The organism is Acetobacter orleanensis, assembly GCF_001581005.1.
Classification (GTDB): domain Bacteria; phylum Pseudomonadota; class Alphaproteobacteria; order Acetobacterales; family Acetobacteraceae; genus Acetobacter; species Acetobacter orleanensis.
This window is the reverse complement of the sequence record NZ_LHZV01000065.1, coordinates 78853-98909: the sequence shown is the minus strand read 5'-3', so window position 1 is coordinate 98909 and position 20057 is coordinate 78853. Positions and strand designations below refer to the sequence as shown.

At 58.6% G+C, this 20057-nt stretch carries 21 protein-coding genes; 15 read left to right on the top strand and 6 right to left on the bottom strand.

All coding sequences use genetic code 11. The annotated features are described in order from the left end of the window. The first annotated feature begins 68 nt into the window (after positions 1 to 68). The 5 genes from pqqB to AD949_RS10405 all read left to right on the top strand — a co-directional run bounded on the left by pqqB (position 69) and on the right by AD949_RS10405 (position 4034). Positions 69 to 980, top strand: coding sequence for a pyrroloquinoline quinone biosynthesis protein PqqB (gene pqqB, locus AD949_RS10425; RefSeq protein WP_048835485.1), 912 nt, complete (start codon positions 69 to 71; stop codon positions 978 to 980). Next, entirely contained in the window at positions 977 to 1720 is a 744-nt protein-coding gene (gene pqqC / locus AD949_RS10420; protein ID WP_048835486.1) for a pyrroloquinoline-quinone synthase PqqC, read from the top strand. Before pqqB ends, pqqC begins: the two co-directional genes overlap by 4 nt. Then, complete coding sequence (gene pqqD, locus AD949_RS10415) at positions 1717 to 2007, top strand: pyrroloquinoline quinone biosynthesis peptide chaperone PqqD (protein ID WP_048835487.1); 291 nt, start codon at positions 1717 to 1719, stop codon at positions 2005 to 2007. Before pqqC ends, pqqD begins: the two co-directional genes overlap by 4 nt. After that, positions 2004 to 3110 (top strand): pyrroloquinoline quinone biosynthesis protein PqqE, encoded by a 1107-nt coding sequence (pqqE, locus tag AD949_RS10410; protein ID WP_048835488.1) that lies wholly within the window; start codon positions 2004 to 2006, stop codon positions 3108 to 3110. Before pqqD ends, pqqE begins: the two co-directional genes overlap by 4 nt. A gap of 174 nt (positions 3111 to 3284) precedes the next feature. After that, the gene (locus AD949_RS10405; protein WP_141325374.1) at positions 3285 to 4034 is read left to right on the top strand and encodes a hypothetical protein; all 750 of its coding nucleotides are present in this window, start codon (positions 3285 to 3287) and stop codon (positions 4032 to 4034) included. Between the two features lie 262 nt (positions 4035 to 4296). Here the strand turns inward: AD949_RS10405 and AD949_RS10400 are convergent, their stop codons facing one another. Both AD949_RS10400 and AD949_RS10395 read right to left on the bottom strand, forming a co-directional pair. Beyond that, on the bottom strand, positions 4297 to 5301 hold the full coding sequence (locus AD949_RS10400; RefSeq protein ID WP_048835490.1) for a ferritin-like domain-containing protein: 1005 nt from the start codon (positions 5299 to 5301) through the stop codon (positions 4297 to 4299). A gap of 130 nt (positions 5302 to 5431) precedes the next feature. Next, entirely contained in the window at positions 5432 to 6115 is a 684-nt protein-coding gene (locus tag AD949_RS10395; RefSeq protein ID WP_174766765.1) for an ATP-dependent Clp protease proteolytic subunit, read from the bottom strand. A gap of 137 nt (positions 6116 to 6252) precedes the next feature. Here AD949_RS10395 and AD949_RS10390 point away from each other — a divergent pair, with 137 nt between their 5' ends. The 5 genes from AD949_RS10390 (at position 6253) to recJ (ending at position 13000) form a co-directional block, all read left to right on the top strand. Next, positions 6253 to 7380 carry a hypothetical protein gene (locus tag AD949_RS10390; RefSeq protein ID WP_244463320.1) on the top strand — a complete coding sequence of 376 codons (1128 nt, stop codon included), beginning with the start codon at positions 6253 to 6255 and terminating at the stop codon, positions 7378 to 7380. A gap of 154 nt (positions 7381 to 7534) precedes the next feature. Continuing rightward, entirely contained in the window at positions 7535 to 8764 is a 1230-nt protein-coding gene (locus tag AD949_RS10385) for an LL-diaminopimelate aminotransferase (RefSeq protein ID WP_048835491.1), read from the top strand. Next, positions 8761 to 10089: a homoserine dehydrogenase gene (locus tag AD949_RS10380; RefSeq protein ID WP_048835492.1), complete on the top strand. Its 1329-nt coding sequence runs from the start codon at positions 8761 to 8763 to the stop codon at positions 10087 to 10089. The genes AD949_RS10385 and AD949_RS10380 overlap by 4 nt, the downstream gene beginning before the upstream one ends. 56 nt (positions 10090 to 10145) lie before the next feature. Next, a complete protein-coding gene (gene glpX / locus AD949_RS10375; RefSeq protein WP_048835493.1) occupies positions 10146 to 11147 on the top strand; it encodes a class II fructose-bisphosphatase in 1002 nt (333 codons plus the stop codon). A gap of 41 nt (positions 11148 to 11188) precedes the next feature. Further along, positions 11189 to 13000: a single-stranded-DNA-specific exonuclease RecJ gene (gene recJ / locus AD949_RS10370; protein WP_048835609.1), complete on the top strand. Its 1812-nt coding sequence runs from the start codon at positions 11189 to 11191 to the stop codon at positions 12998 to 13000. Positions 13001 to 13045: 45 nt separating this feature from the next. On the opposite strand, the gene AD949_RS10365 is transcribed toward recJ, so the two are convergent. The 4 genes from AD949_RS10365 to AD949_RS10350 form a co-directional block, all read right to left on the bottom strand. Further along, positions 13046 to 13663, bottom strand: coding sequence for a GNAT family N-acetyltransferase (locus AD949_RS10365; protein ID WP_048835494.1), 618 nt, complete (start codon positions 13661 to 13663; stop codon positions 13046 to 13048). A 23-nt stretch (positions 13664 to 13686) separates the two neighbouring features. Continuing rightward, positions 13687 to 14574 (bottom strand): RNA polymerase sigma factor RpoH, encoded by an 888-nt coding sequence (rpoH, locus tag AD949_RS10360; protein WP_048835495.1) that lies wholly within the window; start codon positions 14572 to 14574, stop codon positions 13687 to 13689. Positions 14575 to 14943: 369 nt separating this feature from the next. Continuing rightward, complete coding sequence (locus AD949_RS10355) at positions 14944 to 15918, bottom strand: RluA family pseudouridine synthase (protein WP_048835610.1); 975 nt, start codon at positions 15916 to 15918, stop codon at positions 14944 to 14946. Between the two features lie 463 nt (positions 15919 to 16381). Beyond that, positions 16382 to 16597, bottom strand: coding sequence for a hypervirulence associated TUDOR domain-containing protein (locus AD949_RS10350; RefSeq protein ID WP_048835496.1), 216 nt, complete (start codon positions 16595 to 16597; stop codon positions 16382 to 16384). Positions 16598 to 16726: 129 nt separating this feature from the next. Between AD949_RS10350 and AD949_RS10345 the strand changes: the two genes are divergently transcribed. From AD949_RS10345 to AD949_RS10330, 5 genes are all read left to right on the top strand, one after another. Then, positions 16727 to 17203, top strand: a complete 477-nt coding sequence (locus tag AD949_RS10345; protein ID WP_244463321.1) for a DUF488 domain-containing protein — start codon at positions 16727 to 16729, stop codon at positions 17201 to 17203. 344 nt (positions 17204 to 17547) lie between these two features. After that, complete coding sequence (locus AD949_RS10340) at positions 17548 to 17787, top strand: hypothetical protein (RefSeq protein ID WP_048835498.1); 240 nt, start codon at positions 17548 to 17550, stop codon at positions 17785 to 17787. Positions 17788 to 17797: 10 nt separating this feature from the next. After that, entirely contained in the window at positions 17798 to 17953 is a 156-nt protein-coding gene (locus tag AD949_RS14240) for a hypothetical protein (RefSeq protein WP_167334769.1), read from the top strand. A 192-nt stretch (positions 17954 to 18145) separates the two neighbouring features. Continuing rightward, on the top strand, positions 18146 to 19234 hold the full coding sequence (locus AD949_RS10335) for a FecCD family ABC transporter permease (protein WP_048835499.1): 1089 nt from the start codon (positions 18146 to 18148) through the stop codon (positions 19232 to 19234). Further along, on the top strand, positions 19231 to 20046 hold the full coding sequence (locus tag AD949_RS10330) for an ABC transporter ATP-binding protein (RefSeq protein WP_048835500.1): 816 nt from the start codon (positions 19231 to 19233) through the stop codon (positions 20044 to 20046). The genes AD949_RS10335 and AD949_RS10330 overlap by 4 nt, the downstream gene beginning before the upstream one ends. Positions 20047 to 20057 lie beyond the last annotated feature (11 nt).

Here is a 20057-nt window from a genome sequence, read left to right as displayed (position 1 = left end):
GCTTTTCTGCCGCCAGTGCGGCCCGCATGGGGTTACTCTGGCGGCATTTATTTTCTAAAAAGCCGCGTATGCTTGATCTTCTCGTTCTAGGCGCTGCCGCAGGTGGCGGCTTTCCTCAGTGGAACTCCAATGCTCCGGGCTGCCAGCGCGCCCGCTCTGGAGACCCCAACGCTCCGGCCCGCACACAGGCTTCGCTTGCCGTAAGCGGAGATGGTGAACACTGGTTCATCCTCAACGCCTCGCCTGATCTCCGCACACAGATCAACCAGACTCCGGCGCTGCACCCCAAAACAGGTCTGCGCTCCACTCCCATTGCCGGCGTGGTGCTGACAAGTGGCGAAATTGACGCCATTACCGGCCTGCTAACCATGCGGGAACGGCAGGCCTATGGGCTGTATGCCACCGCACCTGTTCTGGCCCAGTTAGATGCCAACCCGATTTTTGATGCGCTGGACCGCACATTGGTACCGCGCCATACCATGACGCTGGACCAGCCGCTTTCCCTCATGCCGGGCAATCTGCGCGTCACACCGTTTTCCGTGCCCGGCAAAGTGCCGCTTTATGCGGAGCGCGGCGAAAACCCTGCTGAAATCATGACTAACGGGGAAACCATCGGGCTGGAGATCACGGACGGCCAGCATCGCGCGCTGTTCATTCCCGGCTGCGCCATGATGACGGACACCCTACGGGAACGCCTGAACGGCGCGGATGTGGTGTTTTTTGACGGCACACTCTGGACGGATGATGAAATGGTCCGGGCCGGACTGGGTGCCAAGACAGGCCGCCGGATGGGCCATATGTCCATTGCGGACGAACCCGATGGCACCATTGCCGCCTTCCGCCCGCTGAATGTGGGGCGTAAAGTCCTGATCCACATCAATAATTCCAACCCCATTCTGTTGGCCGACTCAGCCGAACGCAAGCAGGCGGAAGATGCAGGCTGGGATGTTGCCTATGACGGCATGAGGATAACATTATGACAGACCGGCTGCTTTCCCCCACAGAACTGGAAGCCGCCTTAAGGGCCATTGGGGCTGAACGCTACCATAACCTGCACCCGTTCCACCGCGCTTTGCATGATGGAAAGCTGACCAAGGGGCAGGTGCAGGCTTGGGCTCTCAACCGCTATTATTATCAGGCCAGTATTCCCGCCAAAGACGCGACGCTTCTAGCCCGCCTGCCCACGGCGGAACTCCGCCGGGAGTGGCGCCGTCGGCTGATTGACCATGACGGCACAGAACCCGGTACAGGCGGCGTGGCTCGCTGGCTGAAGCTGACGGATGGTCTGGGGCTGGACCGCGCCTATGTAGAATCTCTGGAAGGTCTGCTCCCCGGCACCCGCTTTGCAGTGGAAGCCTATGTGCATTTTGTGCGCGAACGCTCCATTCTAGAAGCCATCGCGTCTTCTCTGACAGAACTGTTCTCCCCCACCATCATCAGTGAACGTGTTTCTGGAATGTTGCGGAATTACCCCTTCATTACAGAAGAAACACTGGCGTATTTCGCCCCGCGTCTGACGCAGGCCCCGCAGGATTCCGCCTTTGCTCTGGCCTATGTCAAGGAGCATGCCCGCACCGTGGCGGAGCAGCAGGCCGTGCTTGGCGCACTGAAGTTCAAATGTGGGGTGCTGTGGTCCATGCTGGATGCGCTGGATTACGCCTATGTCACCCCGGCCCGGATTCCGCCGGGAGCATTCCGCCCGGCTGAGGGGGAGGCATGACCTCCCTTGCTGGTATTACGGAAGGCAACGTGCCGCGCTTTGTTCGTGGCACGCGGCTGCAATATGACCGTGTGCGGGAGCAATGGTTTGTACAAGCCCCGGAACGCGCCTTTCTGGCGGATGCTGTGGCGGCTGAAATCCTGCAACTGGTGAATGGCAAGCACTCGCTCGGTCAGATTATTGACCAACTGACAGAAAAGTTTTCCGCCCCCCGAGATGTCATTGTGCAGGATGTGCTGAGCATGACGCAGGAACTGGCGGACAAACAGGTTCTGCTGTTGGCATGACAACATCTGGCGCACCCAAAGCCCCTGCCCCCATGAGCCTGCTGGCGGAGCTGACGCACCGCTGCCCGCTGCAATGCCCTTACTGCTCCAACCCGCTCCAGCTGGACCCACGCGCTGGGGAACTGGATACGCAAACATGGATGCGTGTGCTGGATGAGGCCGCCGCCATGGGCATTTTGCAGATCCATTTTTCGGGTGGCGAACCGATGGCGCGGCCTGATCTGGCAGATCTGGTCCGCCACGCGGTGTCTCTGGGGCTTTACACCAACCTGATTACGTCCGGCGTCTTGCTGAATGCGGATACCCTGAAACGCCTTTCGGAGGCCGGGCTGGACCATATCCAGCTCTCTTTTCAGGATGCTGACGCGCAGGAAGGCGAGCGGATTGGTGGCATGGCAGGTGCGCACGCCAAAAAGCTGGAAGCGGCCCGCCTGATTGTGGAAGACGGTCTGCCGCTCACTTTGAACTTTGTTATCCACCGGCAGAATGCCGAGCGTGTTCCGGCTATGCTGGATCTTGCCGAACAGCTTGGCGCGCGTCGTGTAGAAATTGCCCACACGCAATATTATGGTTGGGGCCTGCTAAACCGGGATGCTCTGCTGCCAGACCGCGCGCAACTGGAAGCCACGGAAAAGGCTGTGGCAGAGGCCCGTACACGCTTCGGCAATCGGATCGCCATTGATTTTGTAACGCCCGACTATTACGCCGAGCGCCCCAAGCCCTGCATGGGCGGCTGGGGGCAGCGTTTTCTGAATATTTCGCCCTCCGGCAAGGTGCTGCCGTGCCATGCGGCGGAAAGTATTCCCGGCCTGACGTTTCCCTCCGTAACGGAGCACTCTCTGGATTCAATCTGGCAGGACTCGCCGTTATTCAACCTGTATCGCGGTACAGACTGGATGCCCGAACCTTGCCAGAGCTGTGCCTTTAAAGAGGATGACCGGGGCGGCTGCCGCTGTCAGGCTCTGGCGCTGGCAGGCAATGCAGACGCAACGGACCCGGTCTGCCATCGCGCCCCGGCGCATGAACGCGTAGAGCAAGCTATCACGGAACGACCCATCACACCGCCTGCCTTCCAGTATCGGCGCTACAGCAACGCGGTTTAATCACCGCTTTCCTTTAAAGCCGGGAGCAAGCACACGCCGGGCGCAACTCTGGCGCGACTGAAAACACGCAGTAAGATCAACCGCCACAGCTTTCTTGCAAGAGAGATTTTTTATGTGCGGGAAAAACGCGCTATAGAATTCGCGATGTTTTTCTCCACCGCGAGGCGATTTCTCATGCGCAAGCACGGTTTTTTTGGATTGCTGGCGACCTCTTGCCTGAGTGCGCTCTCTCCGACGCAGGCAGAAACGCCCCAACCGGAAAATATAGAAGTGCATGCCGCCCGCCCCGTAACCGTGCAGAGTTATCGGGCAGTCGCTCGTGTGTTCAACCGCTTTAACGCCTTCCCGGAACAGGACCGTGCCGGTCTTTCCCTGCATGTGCTCGGCAGACTCCAGCCGAAGGATACGCCGCTCAAGGACACGGGGCTGCATCTGCAAACCAAGAATGGCGCAATCCCGTTGTTCAATGCGGAAAATGATGAACTGACCGTGCCACTCACACGCGTCTTGTGGGATGAAAACCCGCCCTTGATGGCGAACCTCCTCCCCGGTGATTTTATTGGCTTCACCTTCCAGATTGCCGTCAGCACGCCACAACCCGACCATTTTACCGATGCGCAAGCCCGCCACTGGCTGCAACAGCTTAATAACTGCATGGAAGACGTGGTGGGCGTGATTGTTGCTTTCATGCTGCCCGATGCGCACCGGCTGATCGTGTCCGTCGCACCCCATGCCAGACTGGAAGCCGTTAGCAATGGCCAGACGCAACGTCTACTTGATAACCAGAGCGACGCGGCGCGTAGTTTCATATTCAGGCCGCAGGATTATGCGCGCGACACGCTCTTCCAAAGCGATAAGCCCTTCCATCAGGTGCTTATAAAAATCCCGCTTGATCCCCATGCGCGCATGAAGCGGAAATCATAAGGCCCGTCATCTTTTTTCAGAAGGTCTTTTACGTCCGTCAGGCTCTGAACGCGTGTTTCAAATGCCGACAAACCCGGTCTGGCATGTAGCCCTATGCCTGAAATAGGGTGGCTTTATTATCCCAACGCCAGAGTATCTCGGTGAGCGTTACAGAGCCGCCTGCTCAAGCCCAAAAACATCCGGCCAGCCATCACATCTGATTTTTTCAAGCAGGATCAGAAAATTTGCGGGCAAGGTCTCTTCCCTGCCCGCACAAGGCTCATCAGGGCCGGTTGGCGCGTACCAAGCCGGACACAAACTGCCACCCGCGCCCAACGTCACGGATCACACGGGCAATGGCCGGTGCCGTTGTGGGGCGCAGCAGGCGGGGGTCATACCCCGAAAAGCGCCGGTCATCTTCTTCCAGACACAGATCCATAAAGTCCGGCAGGTCTAGCTGGATGTCGGCAATGTCTTTTGCACCGGTGACTGTAAAGTTGTTGTCCTGCGTATGGACTTCACCTTTATCATCCACAGAAGAGGCAAGGCTCATACGTTCATAGGCAAGGAATGCCCAGACAGCCCATACCTTTGCTTCAAAAAACGGACGACGCCACCACGGCATGACAGCCCGATACCACGCCAGCCAGTTGGCAAACAGCAGGATGTGACGGCATTCTTCCTGCATAACCGGCTCGAACGTCTCAATCAGTTCCGGCGGGAAAAAGCCGGAACGCTGAGCCAGTTCAAACAGGCCAAAAGCAAAGAAGCTATCCACGCACTCGGAAAAGCCGGTGACAAGGTAAGCCCATTCCACATCTTTCGGCTCGATATACGCTGGCTCGGGGGCCATTTTGATATCGTAAGCCTCAACCAGCTTGGACAGGACTTCCTTATGCCGGTTTTCCTCCCACGCATTGCGGGAGATGGCATCCTTAATATCCGGGTCTTTGACCAGACGGGCATAAGCCGCCATGCGCAGCCGGGCCTTGCCTTCCGTCTGCACGGCAATATCCCAGATGGGCAGGGAGGTAATGCGGTGCAGCGTTTCCGGGTCCAGCTTCGGCCAGTCAATCACGGAGGGTCGATACGGATTGAAGGTTTCGCGGAACATGGCCGCAATGGCCTTCTTATGCGCCTCAGACCCCGGCTTGAGTGGACCTTTAACGGGACTGACCCAATGGCGGGCCTTATAATCAGCCTCCACAACAGCCGCGTTATCGGGCGGCGGGGGAAGGTCATCCACACTGTCAGGCAGGCGGGAGTAAATATCGCTGAGAGAACCCATGGTAGGAACCCGTTTACTGGGGGCGCTGCGCCACCCGCCCCTGAATACGGCGGGAGCGGGTGGCGCAGGACCCGGGACAACAAACTGCCTCCCCCTCCCCCGGAGGGAAAGAGGAGCGCGGGTTTCCCGTTTAGTGGATGTCGGAAAGCTTCGAAATGATCTTTGTCACCAGACCATACTCAATGGCTTCTTTTGCGGACATCCAGTGGTTGCGGTCGGTGTCCTTGACGATTTTTTCGTACGTCTGGCCCGTCTCACGCGCAAACAGGCGGTTCAGACGCTCACGCATTTTGATGATCTCGCGCGCTTCAATATCAATATCGGTAGCCGGGCCACGCACACCGCCCATCGGCTGATGCAGCAGGAAGCGCGTGTTGGGCAGGCAGAAGCGGCGGTCTTTATGCCCGGCGGCAAAAATCAGCGCCCCGGCGGAAGCGACCCAGCCAGTGCCGATCAGGTTGACCGGAGCCACCGAATCGACAAAGCGAATCATGTCATGGATGGTGTCGCCACTTTCCACATGGCCGCCGGGTGAGTTGACGTAGACATCAATCGGCTTGTCCGACTCACCAGCCAGCGCCAGCAGGCGTGCCGTCACATCACGGGCAACTTTATCGTTAATCCCGCCGAAAATCAGCACTTTACGCTGCTTGAACAGCTTGCTTTCCAGCTCCCCTTCCGGGGCGGCCGGGGTTTTGGCGTCTTCTTTTTCCGGTGCGTCCGGAGACTCCGGAGTGTCATCATCCAGCCGAATGGGGTCGCAGGGGGAAATGCCCGTCATGCCAGTCTCCGCATGTTCTGTGTCTCTGTTCATGTCTCTTATCCTGCTCTGCCTGCGCGCCCGTGCCAAGGGGCAATCATACGGGGGTGATCCCCTATCTCGCCACAACGGCGGGAAGAGGGTAGAGTGCCCCCTGTTTTTCACTCTGCCAGCGGAGCAACCGTCACGTCATGCAGCAAGCGTGCCCCGAACAGGACCGGCCTTTCCGGCACCGTGTGTTCATGGCTTTTCAGTCCAGCCATCCGTTTCGCTCCGGGCTGCTGGTCACGGCGGGGGTGCTCTGCCTGACAGGATGCAGCCACAAAGACCCGCTGGATACCACGCTTGATTGGATGCAGCATATGCGCGGCGGCGTTATTGCGTCCCAACGCCCCCCGCCGCCGGGTATTTATGACCCGTATCCGCATGTCGGGCTGACCCCGACTACAACGCCGGATGTGCCCTCCCCTCAGGCCCGCACGCTCATCACGCAGCAGTTGATTCGGGACCGCAACCTGACGTACCGCACGGTTGCGGCCAACGGCACACTCATGCCGCAAATCCCGCCACCGCCGGGTGCCGCTGCCGCGCCCAAAAAAGCAGCCACACCGGCACAAGGCACGAATGTGGCACCACAGCCAGCCACACTCCCTGAAGGCACGAGCGGAGCCATTATGGACGCTGCCGAGGCACCGTCAGATCAGGCCGCCACTCAGACTGGGGCAACAGCTGGCAAAAACGGCAAGCCCACGCTACCCTCTGCCAAATCGCCCGGTTCGAACATGCTTCCGGGTGCTGGAAAAACAGCGAGGCAGACGACGGACGGCGAGCAGAAAGATGCGGAAGTCGCCATGCCGGAAATCGGGATGCCGGAGGTTAAATCCACCGCGCAAACGCAGCCTACGCCGCCCAGCGCCATTCCGCAGATTCCCTCAGGCCCACCTGCTCCGCCCGCTTTCCCCGGCTTTGATGTCCCCTCGGATGCCTACCTGCCGGACGCTATACGCCCGAATTACGACCTGTCTGACGCCAAAGGTACGGCCATTCACTGTGTGCCGCAGTCCGACCAGATTTCCTCCGGGCAGGATGACACATTTACAAAATTGGTGGCCAAAACACCGCACGGTCCTTTTTACGTCCGTGGCTTTGGCTCGGCTGCCTCACTGGATGCGCAGGATCAGGCAGACGCCGTGCAGCTAGGGCTGCTCCGCGCCCAGACGATCGCCAAAAAGCTCATCAGCCTGAACGTCCCGGCCTCCGCCATCCACATTCGGGGCGATGCGTTTGGCATGGGCGCACGGATTGCCACCACGCCCTAACACACACCGCCGCAGCGAGACCGGCCGAATAATCTTACCACGCGCACCAGATTATCCGGCCGGGACTGTTGCCTGTCCCGTTTCTGTCATTACTATGTTTTTCCCCGCAATCGTGCGGGTCTGACCTCTTTCCCATCAAGGGCATCTGACGTCCATGACCGAAGAATTTCATCGCATCCGCCGCCTGCCGCCTTATGTTTTTGCCTCTGTTAATCAGGCCAAAGCGGCAGCCCGAGCGCGGGGCGAGGATATTATTGATCTCGGCATGGGCAACCCGGACAGCCCCACCCCGCCCCATATTGTGCAAAAGCTGATTGAAAGTGTGCAGAACCCACGCGCGCACGGCTATTCTGTCAGTAAAGGCATCCCCGGCCTGCGTAAGGCGCTGGCGGGGTATTACGAGCGCCGCTTTAACGTGAAGCTCAATCCGGATACGGAAGTCATCGCCACGCTGGGCTCCAAGGAAGGACTGGCCAATCTGGCCGCCGCCATTACCAGCCCCGGTGACACCATTCTGGTGCCCAACCCGTCCTACCCCATTCATCAGTTCGGCTTTATTATTGCGGGAGCCTCTGTCCGCTCCATTCCCGCAACGCCGGATGACACGATGCTACGGGCACTGGAGCGCGCGGTGCGCCATTCCGTGCCCAAGCCCACGGCGCTGATTGTCAATTTCCCGTCCAACCCCACGGCCTATCTGGCGGATCTAGATTTTTACAAGGAACTGGTGGCGTTTGCCCGGCGGGAAGAAATTTTCATTCTGTCTGACCTTGCTTACGCGGAAATCTATTTTGGCGATCTGGTTCCGCCCTCCATTCTGGCCGTGCCGGGTGCTAAGGACATTGCGGTTGAATTTACCTCCCTGTCCAAAACCTACTGCATGGCGGGCTGGCGCATGGGGTTTGCGGCAGGCAACGAGCGGCTGATTTCGGCTTTGACCCGCATTAAATCCTATCTGGATTATGGCGCGTTTACCCCCATTCAGGTCGCTGCCGTCGCCGCGCTGAACGGCCCGCAGGATTGTGTGGCCGATATCCGCGCTCTGTATAAAGAGCGCCGGGATGTGCTGATCCGCGGGCTTCATGCCGGTGGGTGGGCTGTACCCTCGCCGGAAGGCTCCATGTTTGCATGGGCCCCTATCCCTGAACCGTTCCGTGAGATGGGCAGCGTAGAGTTTTCCAAACTTCTGCTGAAAGAAGCAGGCGTCGCGGTGGCCCCCGGTCTTGGGTTTGGTGAACATGGGGAAGGCTATGTGCGCATCGGACTGGTGGAAAACACGCAACGCCTGCGTCAGGCCACCCGCGCCATCCGTGGTTTTCTTTCTGCCCATGGCGTAAAAGCGCCTCCTTCTTCCGCCAGCAAGCCGGAGTCTGTTGAATCGTGACGTCCTCTTCCTCCACCTCTTCTCATACTGCTCCTCTTCGTCTTGGTATCGCTGGTCTCGGCACGGTTGGCGCGGGTGTTATCCGCCTGCTGAACACCAATGCCGATCTGGTCACGGCGCGCGCCGGTCGCCCCCTGCACGTCACCGCCGTCAGCGCGCGGGACCGCACGCGGGACCGTGGGGTCGATCTGTCCGGCCTGCGCTGGTATGAAAACGCCCCCGATCTGGTGGCTGACCCGGATGTGGATGTGGTGGTTGAACTCATTGGTGGGTCAGAAGGCACGGCCCGCGCCGTGGTGGAAGCCGCCCTTGCCGCCGGTAAGCCGGTTGTCACGGCCAATAAGGCGTTGCTCGCCATCCATGGCCCGGCTCTGGCCCGGCTGAGTGCTGAAAAATCTGCCCCTCTGCTGTTTGAAGCCGCTGTTGCTGGCGGGATTCCCGCCATTAAAATGGTGCGTGAGGGGCTGGCGGCGGACCGCCTGCTGCGTATTGGCGGGATTCTGAACGGCACCTGCAACTATATCCTGACCGTGATGCGGGAAACCGGAAAAGACTTCGGCACCGTTCTGGCTGATGCTCAGCAACTGGGTTACGCCGAGGCCGATCCCTCCACGGATATTGATGGTCTGGATGCCGCCCATAAGCTGACCATTCTGGCGGGCCTCGCCTTTGGCAGGCCTGTTGCATTTAACTCCGTCCATGTAGAAGGCATCCGCCGCATTGGCGCGCTGGACCTCTCCTTTGCCCGCACGCTTGGTTATCGCATCAAGCTGCTCGGCATGGCGCGTATGGGTGAGACCGGGCTTGAAGCCCGCGTAACCCCCTGCCTTGTGCCGGAAAATGCCCCCATCGCACAGGTGGATGGCGTGTTTAACGCCGTCGTGGCGGAAGGCGCCTTTGCTGGCCGCCTGATGATTGAAGGACGCGGCGCCGGGGCTGGCCCCACCGCCAGCGCGGTTGCGGCGGACCTGATTGATATTGCCCGTGGCCACACCATCCCGGTCTGGGGTGTGCAGGCCACAGATACGCCTCCTTTGCAGGCTAACCCGGTTTCCGCAGGCACCGGCGCGTTCTATCTACGTTTATTAGTAGAAGACCGCCCCGGTGTGATTGCGGACATCACGGCTGTTCTGCGTGATTGCGGCGTTTCTCTCCGCAGCATGTTGCAGCACACACCGGAGCAGAATGATGCTGACCCCTACGTGCCGCTGGTGCTCGTCACGCACCAGACGTCCGAAGCCGCAATGCAGGATGCCGTAACACGCATTGACGGTCTGGATGTTGTCACGGATACGCCGGTGATGATCCGGATTGAAACGGACTGAGCCTGTTCTGACCAGAGCTTGGCCCCTGCCTTAAACAAAAGAGGATTATCTCCAGAATGTCTGATGCGAATGAGCCGATTCCGAGTTTTGTGGTTTCTGACCGCAACCTTGCCCTTGAGCTGGTCCGTGTAACGGAAGCCGCTGCTCTTGCGTCCGCCCACTGGACGGGCCGTGGCAAAAAGAATGATGCCGATGGCGCCGCGGTTGAAGCCATGCGTACAGCGTTTGACACCGTGGCCATTGATGGCACCGTGGTGATCGGCGAAGGCGAGATGGACGAAGCACCGATGCTGTATATCGGTGAAAAAGTCGGCTCAGGCGGTCCCGAGATGGATATCGCCGTAGACCCGCTGGAAGGCACAAACCTGTGCGCCAAAGACATGCCCAACGCCATTACGGTTGTGGCTCTGGCTGAGCGCGGCAACTTCCTGCATGCGCCTGATGTCTATATGGACAAAATTATTGTCGGCGCGGGCCTGCCGGACGGCGTGGTGGACCTTGATTCCTCTATCGAGAACAATCTGCGCAATCTGGCCAAAGCCAAAGGCAAGGCTGTGCGTGACCTTGTTCTCTGCACGCTGGAGCGTGACCGGCATGAAGAAATGATTGCCAAAGCACGGGAAGCCGGCGCACGCGTCCGCCTGCTGACGGATGGTGACGTTGCTGGCGCCATTGCCGCATGTCTTGATACCAGTCAGGTCGATATTTACGTGGGTTCTGGCGGCGCACCGGAAGGCGTTCTGGCTGCTGCGGCTATCCGCTGCGTAAATGGCCAGATGCAGAGCCGCCTGCTGTTTGAAGATGACAGCCAGCGTGAACGCGCCAAGACCATGAACCCCGGTAAAAACCCGGACCGTAAGCTTGGCCTGCATGATCTGGCAGCTGGGTCCGTCCTGTTCTCCGCCACAGGGGTAACCTCCGGCACACTGCTGAAGGGTATTCACCATTACCCTAACCACGCGGTGACGCATTCACTGGTTATGCGCTCCAAGTCCGGCACGGTGCGGTTTGTTGAAGGCTATCATAACTTCAAAACTAAAACATGGACCCCGCAATAAGGCATTCATTGTCCGATATGAATGTCCTTGTGTCTGAAAAAATGAGTCCGCTCACTGCCATGCCAGAGGCCCGTGCGGCCCTTGGCGTGGAAAGCAGCCTGACAGGCCGCCGCTGGGTGTGGCGGGACGGGGTGGAAGACCCCGCCCTGCTCCGCATGGGCGCTGCCATTGCCCAGCGAGCAGGTCTGCCGGAAATTGTCGGGCGGCTTTTGGCCCTGCGCGGTATTCCGCTGGAACAGGCCGCCCATTTTCTCGACCCGAAACTCCGTGCCCTTCTCCCTAATCCCTCCAGCTTGCAGGATATGGACAAAGCCGCGGCCCGCATGGCTCTGGCAGTGCAGCAAGGGGAAACCATCGGTATTTTCGGGGATTATGACGTGGATGGCGCCTGCGCCTCTGCCATCCTCGCATCATTTTTTGAAGACCTCGGCATTATCGTCCACACCCATATTCCAGACCGCATGACGGAGGGCTACGGCCCGAACGTCCCCGCGTTGGAAGGGCTTGTGGCACGAGGTGCCTCCCTCATTATCTGTGTGGATTGCGGCACGGCTGCCGGGTCTGTGCTGGGAGAAGTAACTGGCAAGGCAGACCTGATTGTTCTGGACCACCATAAATCAGAAGACGCCCTGCCCCCCATTCTGGCAACCGTGAACCCGAACCGGCCAGACTGCACCTCTGGCCTTGGCCATGTCTGTGCAGCAGCCCTCTCCTTTCTGGCGGCCGTCGCCACCAGCCGGGACCTACGCGCCGCCGGATGGTTTCATAACGCACAGCTAGCCCCTGACCTGCTGAACCAGCTTGATCTGGTCGCTCTCGCCACGGTGTGTGATGTCATGCCGCTGCATGGGCTGAACCGCGCCTTTGTCAAGCAGGGGTTAAAAATTATGGGCCGCCGCCAGCGCATGGGCCTGAATGCGCTGATGGACATTGCCGGTGTCACCAAAGCGCCGGATGCTTTTACCTGTGGCTTTGCCCTCGGCCCGCGTATTAATGCGGGGGGACGCATTGCCGAGGCCGGGCTGGGCCTGACCTTGCTCCGCAGCACAGACGCGCATGATGCCCGCACCATGGCGGAGCGACTGGACGCCGTAAACCGCCGCAGGCAAGGCGTGGAAGCCGAGATTCTGGATCGTGCCATGGCGCAGGCGGCCGAGCAGCGCGAGGCAGGCCATCCTGTCATTTTTCTGGCGGGCAAAGACTGGCACCCCGGCGTGGTCGGGATTGTCGCTGGCCGGATCAAGGAACAGTTCAACCGGCCCGCTCTGGTTGGGGCGGAACAGGAAGACGGCTCCGTGAAAGGCTCAGGCCGGTCTGTGCCGGGGCTGGACCTCGGCACTGTGATTATCGCGGCACGTCAGGCCGGACTGCTGACCAGTGGTGGTGGACACGCCATGGCGGCAGGGTTTTCTCTGCCGGCTGAAAATATTAAACGCTTCCACGCCTTTTTAGACGAGCGGTTAGCCGATGCCGCCACTCTGCCGGATACGGTGGACGTCGCACTGGATACAGCCCTTTCTGTCTCGGGTGCTACGGTGGAACTGGCAGAAAATCTGGCCATGCTCGCCCCATTTGGCGCGGGCAATGCGGAGCCGCTGATTGCAGTCTCCAACGCGCAGATCATCCGGTCTGACCGGATTGGCCGAGATGGCAATACGCTTCGCCTACTGCTGAAGGGACAGGATGGCGGGCGCCTGAAAGCCCTGCTGTTCCGTGCGAACGATAATCCGCTGGCCACAGCACTGGAAGACAGCACGCGCCCGCCTGTCCATCTGGCTGGTTATCTGCGCTCAGAAACGTGGAATGGCCGGACGGATGCAACCTTCTTCATTCAGGACGCTGCGCGCGCCTGAAGAAAGACGCTTTCCGTCCGCGCCTCTCTTTCAAGACCGCCACTCTCAGCCGCGCTGATATTTTTCTGTTAGACACCAGCGCAGATGGCTACGCACAGCAGGCCATTCCACAGCGGTGATACTATACACGCAGGAGTCCCGGAGTGATCCATCCGGCAACCGCTGATGGCAACGCAAAATCCCATCCAGTTTTGCCCCAAGCCGCTCGATAGCCCGGCGGCTCCGCTGATTGAGGACATGCGTGCGGAGCTCCACAGCCAGACAACCCAACGTTTCAAACGCATAGGACAGCAAAAGCTGCTTTGCTTCCGTATTCAGAGCCGTTCTCTGCACACTGGCCGCATACCACGTGGAGCCAATTTCTACGCGTGGCCCGGCCTTATCAATATTCATCAAGCTCGTCATGCCGACAACGCGGTTATCGGGCAGGCTGACCACCGTATAAGGCAGCATAGTTCCACGTTTTTGCAGGTCCAGACGCCGCGCAATATCTGCTGCCATGGCGTCTGGCTGAGGCACGGATGTGCACCAGACCTTCCACTGCTCCCCATCCTGCACAGCCTGCTGCAACGCAGCACAGTGCGTAGGCGAGAGGGGAACAAGCTGAACATGCTCTCCGGTGAGAGGCACCGGAATATCTGGAAACGCGCGTTGGACTGTCATCAATAACTGCTTTCAGAAAGGCGTTAGCCTTCCTGTGCGGCTCCACGGCGCGCTTCAACCTCTTTCTTCATGGCAGCCTGAACTTTCTCAAAAGCCCGGACTTCAATCTGGCGGACACGCTCGCGCGAGATACCATAGTGATGCGCCAGATCTTCCAGCGTGGAAGGCTCATCCGTCAGGCGACGTTCCGTAAAAATATGCCGTTCCCGCTCGTTCAACGTGCCCATGGCGTTGGCCAGAAGCGCCTTACGACCGGAAAGCTCCTCGTTTTCCGCGTAGGTCTCTTCCTGATTGACATGATCATCCACCAGACGATCCTGCCACTCATTATCCTGATCGGCCCGCATGGGCGCGTTCAGACTGTGGTCAGGCGCTGCCATGCGGCGGTTCATGTTCACCACATCCTGCTCGGACACGCCCAGCGTAGTGGCAATCTTGTTCACCTGCTCGGGCTGGAGATCCCCGTCATCAATGGCCTGCATCTGCCCTTTCAGGCGGCGCAGGTTGAAGAACAGCTTTTTCTGGGCTGCCGTGGTGCCCATTTTCACCAAGGACCAGCTATGCAGGATATATTCCTGAATAGCCGCACGGATCCACCACATGGCGTACGTCGCCAGACGGAAGCCCTTATCTGGGTCAAACCGGCGCACGGCCTGCATCATGCCGATATTGCCTTCACTGATGAGTTCGTTCACCGGCAGACCATATCCCCGGTACCCCATAGCGATTTTTGCAACCAGCCGCAGGTGAGAGGTCACCAGTTTGTGCGCGGCCTTTACATCCCCCTCATCCTTCCACAAATGAGAAAGACGGAGTTCTTCTTCCGGGGTGAGCAGGGGATATTTGCGGATGTCCTGAAGGTATCTTGAAAGATTGTTTTCAGGACCGACATTGATAACAGGCGAGACCATAACTGAGCACTCCTCTTAACTGGAAAGCTCCCTGCAGCGCCTCAGGTTCCGTAAAAATCTGATAGGCGTTGCTTAAAACTCGGCAAGTTTCCGGTTACAAGCGGACGAAAATTGACTGTCTTCTTCCATCGCCCCCCGAATGGGCAGCACGAGCGAAGAAACATCCGTCCTGACAGCCCTACAGGCTGGATCAGAAAGGATGCTGACGGTGCGCCGGAATAAGGGCTGTGTCAAGAAAACCCTCATAAATCCGCCATCCACCGTGCGTATAACTCTGATTACCCCACACAACAGACCGACAGACTCGCTACCATACCGGAGCGTCTGTGCTGGGCCTGAACGCCAATTACGCTGAGAGGTTCCGTCTGCTCAGACAATAACGGCCTTTGCGGGGATCAAACCCAAAACCGCCCCTAATGCCAACATATCGTCTGGCATAGGGGCTTCAAACAGCATCTGCTCTCCGGTGCGCGGATGCGTAAACCCAAGACGGGCGGCATGGAGCGCCTGCCGTGGAAAATCCAGCGCCGCCGCTTTTGCAGCTGCGGAAAGTCCTTTGGCTGCGGCCGGAATACGCCGCAGATAGACAGGGTCCCCTATCAATGGGTGTCCGTTGGCCGAAAAATGCACGCGGATCTGGTGTGTGCGGCCTGTTGCCAGACGGCACTGGACAAGGGCAGCACCCATGTCAAACGCCTGAAGCGTACGGTAACGCGTCAACGCCCACTTTCCGCCGTGTGTTACAATCGTCATGCGTTTGCGGTCGCGTTTATCGCGCCCGATATCGCCTTCGTACTCACCTTCTGCTGGTTGTGGGCACCCCCAGCAGAAGGCCAGATAGGCGCGGTCTATCCTTCGGGCCGCGAAATCGGCTGACAGTGCCAAATGCGCCTGTTCCGTTTTGGCCACAACCATCAGGCCGGAGGTATCCTTGTCCAACCGATGCACAATGCCGGGCCGCCTCTCCCCGCCAATCCCTTTCAGACTCTCCCCGCAATGCGCGATCAGGCCGTTGACCAGCGTGCCAGTCTCATTTCCCGGTGCGGGATGCACCACAAGGCCTGCGGGTTTGTTGAGCACAATCAGGTCTGCATCTTCATACAGAACATCAAACGCCACGCGCTCCCCTTCCGGTGTGGCGGGGGCGGCGGGAGGAATGGTCAACACATAAGTCATACCGAGCCTTACGGTTTCCGCCGGTTCCGTCACGGGGGCGGCGTTGCCGGTCAAATGTCCTTCCTCAATGAGTGCTTTGACCCGTGAGCGGGATAACGTGCCAGATTGCGCGGCTACAAAACGGTCCACCCGGTCACCCGCATGGTCTTCAGTTGCGGTAAAAACCAGCGTTGAGCCATAGGCATTACCAGCAGAAGCAGAATCGGGCTGAGGCGAGCCGGGTTGCGTCAAAGTTTTTTACTTCCTGACAGACGGAGAGAGCGGGCGAGTAAAAGCCTTTTATCCTCCGCGCCGTCAAGAACAGGGCACGCTGATTGTCGGGATCTCGAAAACAGATCCAACAGACAGCATCCACTTCCTGCACGACATTCAAGCAAGTGTTCAAGTGCGGGGCGCCCTGTAAGCATTTAAGCATTCCTGCACGGGCAATAGCCAGAGAGCGGCACTGCGCAAAATGGACCATGCTCGGTTTCGCAGGACAAAACCCGCACGACATGCCACGCAGTCAGGCCTTATTGCATCACTGCGTTGACAGCATTCGTAAATGCGAGACCGATTGTAAGAACAGAAACAAGGCCCGCAGGAATGTCAGTCTTCCGTCAGGCTACCGCTTCAAAAAAGCCTTGCATCATCAGTCAACTCTAGTCAGCGCTCCGCCTTTATGAAAAGCGACATGCCCGGTTTTCAGGCTCTCAATTTCATATTGGGGCTCCTGCGCCGTTGCATGGTGCTGATAGCCATTGACGTCAAATGGCGTGGTGTGGATAGCTCTAATTCGGCCACTGACATAGCCAGCTTCCGAGTTCCATGTGACAACATCACCGATTTCGAAACTCTGTGACTGCATGAGCTGCGTTTCCTTCCGACATGCGTAGAAAATAGGAATTCTGTTATTAATACGCCTCACACTTTCTATACCATCGGACACTCAACGCACTCTTTGCAAGATTTCATAGCACTCCTGCGCCATTATGGAGTGACACAGATTGCCGATGTACGGGCTTTCCCCTATTCCCGGCGCAATCGTGACTTTGATGGAGAGGCCTTGATAACGGAACTCCACACTCAGGGCATTGGCTACACTCACATTCCTGAACTGGGCGGCCGCCGCCCACGCAGTAAAACTGTGCCCGTTGACACAAATGCTTACTGGCGGGTCCAGAGTTTTCATAATTATGCCGATTACGCTTTGGGAGATGATTTCCATCGCGGTCTTGAAAAGCTGATCACAATGGGCCGGACAGAAACAGTCGCCCTGATGTGCGCGGAAGTCCTCTGGTGGCGTTGCCACAGGCGCATCGTGACCGATTACCTTCTGGTCAATCACCAGACCGTCTTTCATATCCTGTCTATGACAAAAGCCGAGAAGGCAGACCTGACACCTACCGCAGTCGAGACAGAACAGAATCGCATTGTGTATCCGGCGGCTGCCAGCGACACATTAGAAAATTGAATATGTCTAATGTTCCCTCATACCCCGTGTTTCAGGCTCAGGCACAGACAGCGGAAAACCGATCTTTCTTGACCGCCGAAGCCAATTATAGGGCCACCAGAAATAGGATGGATATTTAGCCCGTTGAGAGAGAGCATCCCCGCACGGACTGCGCTCTAGCTATTCCTGCTCGCACTTCTGCCCCCGCCAACAAAAAACCGACATAACCAAGCCACGACGAGGCAAATTTGCGAAGAACGTGCTCATGCGCATTCCTGCCCCGCATTAGTCCCCCTGTTATCCGTCTGATCGCGTTCCCATATCTTTCTTCTGTAAAACGCATTTCAGCACAGGACAGGATCACCATGACTGACAAGCTTCCACACGAAACAAGCAGTTTGCATGCTCTCGCCGAACGGGCCACCAAGGAACCCAAACTGCTGACAAAAGCAGAGGTGACGGAACTGGCGGACTTCGTGCTCAAAGGGGGTGAACATGCCTCTGAGCAGGAACGCGAGATTGCCAAAAAAGCACGCCATAACCCCGAAGGCGTGGAGAAAGCCGATATCGTGACCCTCGCCCGCAAGGTGCTGGACCGGAAATAGGAGCAAGACCATGACGACACATCACGAACCCTCCGCAGTAAACCTCGCGCACCGACTGAAAGAAGTGGAGCGCGATCTGGCTCGGGCAGAAAAAAACAACCCGGAGCACGTTCATGCTCTGACAGAAGAAAAGAAAAAGCTCGAAGCCATGCTCGCTCAACGCTGAGAGCACTCTTTACCTAAAAATTTATCGTCCTCGGCGGCGCGTCGGCATCAGTCTGTCACGCCGCCGAGGGCGACCCGGCATTGCGACCAAAGAGTTTTATCAAACCGCAACAGGTGCTAGGCATACTCAAGAACCTGATTTCCCTCCTGTAGCCTTGGCCTGATAGAGGCGTTGCCGGACGCATCCTGATCCATGACAGTTCCCAGCCCTCCCGGCGCTCCGCTTTCACCCGACGCGGTTTCCCTTGCTCGGATCAGAGCAGCCTATCAGGCGTTACTAACACGGCGGCTGAGTATTCTAGCTGTTTTGGGCGGGACTATTCTGGTCTCGGTACTGCTGGATTTTTCTTTAGGCCCGGCAGGGTTATCCCCCACGCAATTACTTCACACACTCCTGCACCCCTCCATGGTGCCGGACAGCCAGCGGATTATTGTCTGGCAGATTCGCCTGCCTTATGCGCTGATGGCCGTCTGTGTGGGCGCGGCCCTCGGGCTGAGTGGCGCGGAAATGCAAACCATTCTGGCCAACCCGCTGGCCAGCCCGTTTACGCTCGGGGTCTCGGCGGCGGCAGCGTTCGGGGCGTCCCTCGCTCTTGTGCTGGGGCTGCATTTTCCGGGTCTGCCGGATACATGGCTTATTGCGGGGAACGCCTTTGCCTGCGCCATTGGCTCGGTCTTTCTTCTTGATGTCGTGGGGCGTCTACGCCACGCCCGCACCAGCACGGTGGTACTGTTTGGCATAGCGCTGGTCTTTACCTTTCAGGCGCTGGTGTCCCTCATGCAGTTTATGGCCAGTGAGGACGCCTTGCAGGATCTGGTCTTCTGGACCATGGGCAGTCTCACGCGCACCACATGGCCCAAACTTGGTCTACTGGCAGCCCTTGGGGCGCTGGTTGTTCCCTTCTCTCTTCGGGCCTCATGGAGCCTGACTACCCTGCGTATGGGGGAAGAACGGGCCGCCAGTCTGGGCGTCAATGTACCGCGCGTGCGCCGGGGCGCTCTGCTGCGGGTCAGTCTGCTGTCTGCGCTCGCTGTGTCCTTTGTCGGGATTATCGGGTTTGTGGGGCTGGTGGCCCCCCATATTGCCCGCAGGCTGCTGGGGGAAGATCATCGGTTTTACCTGCCGGGCAGCATGCTGGTGGGGGCACTCATTCTGTCGCTGTCTTCCGTGACAGCGCGAATGCTGATCCCCGGCGTGATTATTCCCACCGGGATTGTCACAGCATTAGTGGGTATTCCGTTTTTTCTCAGCATTGTGTTACGCCAGCGTGGTTTGTCATGACAGCACCGCCCGTTCACCAAACTGGCCTGAATGCGACGCACGTTACCGTGCGGTATGGCAGACGCACCGTCTTGCAGGATGTAACGGCAGGCCCGTTCACGCCCGGCACGGTGTGCGCTCTACTGGGGCCAAACGGCAGCGGGAAATCCACCCTGATGCGCGCCATGGCCGGACTGGTACCCTCTTCCGCCTGCGTCACGCTGAACGGAGCGGAATTATCCCGCATGAGCCTGCAAGACCGCACGGCGCGGTGCCTGTATCTGCCGCAGGCGTTGCCTGCTGCGGTGCATCTGCCGGTGCTGGAGGCACTGATTGCGGCGCGCCACACCGCTCATGCAGGGCGGCTCGCCCCCGCGTCTGGCACGCCACAGGAAGAGACCATTCAGGCCGCGCTGGATAGTCTCACCCTGTTTGGCATTCCCCATCTTGCCATGCAGGCCATGGATGAACTCTCCGGCGGGCAACGGCAACTGGTGGGGCTGGCGCAGGCACTCAGCCGCAAACCGCAAGGTCTTTTGCTAGATGAACCCCTTAGTGCTTTGGACCTGCACCACCAGTTTGCCGTAATGGATATTCTGCGGCGGGAAACTACAGCCCATCAGCTTGTTACAGTGCTGGTGCTGCATGACCTGAATATTGCTCTGAATAGGGCGGACACTGTCGCTGTTCTGCACGCAGGCCAGATCATTGCCTCCGGGCCGCCAGCCAGTGTGCTAACGCCGGACCTGCTGCGGGAAGTTTATCGCGTGCAGGCCCGTGTGGAAGAAAGCGCGGATGGCAGAAAATTTGTGAGCGTAGACGGGATTGTCTGACCAGAGCTGGT

Bases quoted from the DNA above. Each gene is read 5' to 3' on its own strand.
- pqqB (WP_048835485.1), top strand. From the start codon at position 69: ATGCTTGATCTTCTCGTTCTAGGCGCTGCCGCAGGTGGCGGCTTTCCT.
- pqqC (WP_048835486.1), top strand. From the start codon at position 977: ATGACAGACCGGCTGCTTTCCCCCACAGAACTGGAAGCCGCCTTAAGG.
- pqqD (WP_048835487.1), top strand. From the start codon at position 1,717: ATGACCTCCCTTGCTGGTATTACGGAAGGCAACGTGCCGCGCTTTGTT.
- pqqE (WP_048835488.1), top strand. From the start codon at position 2,004: ATGACAACATCTGGCGCACCCAAAGCCCCTGCCCCCATGAGCCTGCTG.
- AD949_RS10405 (WP_141325374.1), top strand. From the start codon at position 3,285: ATGCGCAAGCACGGTTTTTTTGGATTGCTGGCGACCTCTTGCCTGAGT.
- AD949_RS10400 (WP_048835490.1), bottom strand. From the start codon at position 5,301: ATGGGTTCTCTCAGCGATATTTACTCCCGCCTGCCTGACAGTGTGGAT.
- AD949_RS10395 (WP_174766765.1), bottom strand. From the start codon at position 6,115: ATGAACAGAGACACAGAACATGCGGAGACTGGCATGACGGGCATTTCC.
- AD949_RS10390 (WP_244463320.1), top strand. From the start codon at position 6,253: ATGCAGCAAGCGTGCCCCGAACAGGACCGGCCTTTCCGGCACCGTGTG.
- AD949_RS10385 (WP_048835491.1), top strand. From the start codon at position 7,535: ATGACCGAAGAATTTCATCGCATCCGCCGCCTGCCGCCTTATGTTTTT.
- glpX (WP_048835493.1), top strand. From the start codon at position 10,146: ATGTCTGATGCGAATGAGCCGATTCCGAGTTTTGTGGTTTCTGACCGC.
- recJ (WP_048835609.1), top strand. From the start codon at position 11,189: ATGAGTCCGCTCACTGCCATGCCAGAGGCCCGTGCGGCCCTTGGCGTG.
- AD949_RS10365 (WP_048835494.1), bottom strand. From the start codon at position 13,663: ATGACAGTCCAACGCGCGTTTCCAGATATTCCGGTGCCTCTCACCGGA.
- rpoH (WP_048835495.1), bottom strand. From the start codon at position 14,574: ATGGTCTCGCCTGTTATCAATGTCGGTCCTGAAAACAATCTTTCAAGA.
- AD949_RS10350 (WP_048835496.1), bottom strand. From the start codon at position 16,597: ATGCAGTCACAGAGTTTCGAAATCGGTGATGTTGTCACATGGAACTCG.
- AD949_RS10340 (WP_048835498.1), top strand. From the start codon at position 17,548: ATGACTGACAAGCTTCCACACGAAACAAGCAGTTTGCATGCTCTCGCC.
- AD949_RS14240 (WP_167334769.1), top strand. From the start codon at position 17,798: ATGACGACACATCACGAACCCTCCGCAGTAAACCTCGCGCACCGACTG.
- AD949_RS10335 (WP_048835499.1), top strand. From the start codon at position 18,146: ATGACAGTTCCCAGCCCTCCCGGCGCTCCGCTTTCACCCGACGCGGTT.
- AD949_RS10330 (WP_048835500.1), top strand. From the start codon at position 19,231: ATGACAGCACCGCCCGTTCACCAAACTGGCCTGAATGCGACGCACGTT.